The organism is Halopseudomonas sp. (assembly GCF_041579695.1).
GTDB lineage: Bacteria > Pseudomonadota > Gammaproteobacteria > Pseudomonadales > Pseudomonadaceae > Halopseudomonas.
Window position 1 is genome coordinate 1 of record NZ_JBFGFI010000181.1, and the last position, 2,299, is coordinate 2,299.

Annotated in this window: 3 protein-coding genes and 1 pseudogene; 3 read left to right on the plus strand and 1 reads right to left on the minus strand. The window is 58.2% G+C overall.

The genetic code is table 11. The annotated features are described in order from the left end of the window. The 3 genes and pseudogenes from ABYA88_RS16155 to ABYA88_RS16165 all read left to right on the plus strand — a co-directional run. The coding region (locus ABYA88_RS16155) for a heme-binding protein (protein ID WP_373188409.1) at positions 1–195 on the plus strand (195 nt) is incomplete at its 5' end. A gap of 10 nt (positions 196–205) precedes the next feature. Next, a complete protein-coding gene (gene uraH, locus ABYA88_RS16160; protein WP_373188410.1) occupies positions 206–616 on the plus strand; it encodes a hydroxyisourate hydrolase in 411 nt (136 codons plus the stop codon). Positions 617–763: 147 nt separating this feature from the next. Continuing rightward, positions 764–859: pseudogene (locus tag ABYA88_RS16165) on the plus strand (DUF4442 domain-containing protein); the annotation flags it as partial. Positions 860–934: 75 nt separating this feature from the next. Here ABYA88_RS16165 and ABYA88_RS16170 read toward each other — a convergent pair. Further along, the coding region (locus ABYA88_RS16170) for a DUF4105 domain-containing protein (RefSeq protein ID WP_373188411.1) at positions 935–2,299 on the minus strand (1,365 nt) is incomplete at its 5' end.

Below are 2,299 nucleotides of genomic sequence, written 5' to 3' on the forward strand. Positions count from 1 at the left end.
AAGCGCGCCCAGGGTGACCCGAACTCGGCCAATCTCAATACCCTGGATGAGCTGCTATTGCTCGGCGGGGGCTTGCCGGTGCTCATGGACGGCCAGGTTATTGGCGCGTTGGGCGTGGCGGGTGCTGGCGGCTCCAGTATCTATGAAGGTTGCGCCCAGAGCGCTATCGGTCAGTTACCTCAACCCAACAAATAAGGAATAAAGCATGACCACTATTACCCGCTGGACCTTCGCGCTACTGTTGAGCAGCATGGCCGGCAGCGCTCTCGCTGCGAGCAATCCGCTCAGTGTGCATGTCCTGAACCTGGAAGACGGGCTGCCTTCTTCGAAAGTGCGCGTAACTCTGGAGCAGCTTCAGCCTCAGGGTTGGCAGCCTCTGAACGAAGCTGTCACCAACCAGCAGGGCCGTATCTCCGAACTGTTTCCAGAAGGCAAAACGCTTGAGACTGGCACCTACAAGGTGACCTTCAAGACGGGTGACTGGTTTGCCATGCACCAGGCGCAGACGTTCTTTCCCGAGGTGCCGGTGATTTTTGAAGTGGATGGTGGGGTAGACCACTACCATATCCCGCTGCTGCTGAGCCCCTATGGTTACTCGACCTACCGCGGTAACTGAGCCCATTTATCTCTGGGCAGATCGCCCGGGGCGTTTTGAAGCAATCATCCATTGAACACGTCACAAGACCTTCAGCGACCGCCAGGCAGCATCCGCCAGTTCCTGCTTGTGGGGGCCGTTGGACACCGCGAAACGGGCGTTGAATTGAGTGAGGGCGACAAGGTCGTGCCGGTTGATGTTACTGATACCGAAGGTAAGACAGTCTTCACCGCACGCATCACGATGAATATAAAGCTCTCGTAAGCAGGCTGCGGCACCCGTGGTCGAGGGCCGCTTTCAAGCGGTTTTGCGCTTGGTAGACAAGGCTTTAGGCCCGGCTCAGGGCAGCACAAGCTTTCCAGACTCGCGGTGCAATTGGCGCAGCCGCGCACCCAGTTCGGCGATATTGTGCTGGTTTGCCTCTATCGCCCTGCGGTGCTCTACACTGATCATCTCAAGCGCTCGCTCGTCCACCAACGCTGCCAGCCCGTGCAATCCCTGCTGACGCTGATCAGTGAGCTGCTTCAGTTGCTGTCTTTCCTGGGTCTGTGGCAGGCCATAGCCGGTCTTCAACAGTTCTGCGGGACGACTGAGAAAGCCGCTTTCGCGCAATAGCTGGCTCATCAGTGCACCGGTTTCATTCAGGGCGGCATCGTCCATGCGCCGCCCGGATACATAGCGGTCTTTGAGCTCGTGCTGAATCAATGTAATCTGGCGTCTGAATGCAGCTTGCTCAAGGAGCAGCAGGGCCGCCGCAACGCGATATTCGGCTCGCTCGAACCAGCCACTTCGCTCCTGCGGCGCTAATGCCAGCCACTCCTCTACGTTCTGCTGCGGTAAATTCAAACCCTCGCGAGCGACGCTGAACATCAACTGATAGCGATCACGGTAGGAGTCGAAATAGTAGCCCTGACGCAAGGCTTCGGACCGATCCTGCAAGACCGACTCGTCGACCAGGTTAGCATGCCTGAGCAGCGCCCTCAGTCCGGTTGGCGTGACAGTCTCCATGCGGCGAATATCTGGGCGATCAGTGCCGCTGCGCAACAGTTTCAGGGTCTCAACCGCACAGTTGTTGCTGACGAAGTAGTAGGTGCCGTCGTAGTTCCAATGCATCTCGGTGGCGCGCCGCACCAGGCTGATCTGTTGCTCGGCGGTCAATTGCAGTGGCAGCGACTGCAGGGATCGGAACTCGACCTTGGTGTATTCATCGACCACCTGACTCAGCGGCAGCATGAATAAACGAGACGGATAGACGCCGGTCAGCCCATCCCAACTGGATATCTGGAGATCATCGACGAAAGCGCGGAATGACAACACCAAATGATGTTCAAGGTCCATCAGACACTCAGGCCCCAACGGCCGGCCAGGCGCACACATGACAACCCGAAGCATGCTGTGGCCCCAGCGGCTGACTAGCGCGCCATCCGGCTCGGCCAGCAAGTAGTGCACCTGATAGATACGCTCCTCGTCGAGTTGCCCCAGGACCTGCCGGTTGAGATCGAGCCCACCATTGACATAGGGCAAGCCCGGAGCACAATCGGCCGCAACGCGGGGCGCCCAGCCAAAGTGCTCAGAAAAATAGTCGTGTAACCCCGGCCGTCGGCACCGGTATTCGGGGTCGAGCAGGAAGTACTCAAGATTGACTGCAACAAACTCGCGTGGGTTGCTCAGTTCATATGCATCCGGCGTGCGCAGGTATTGATT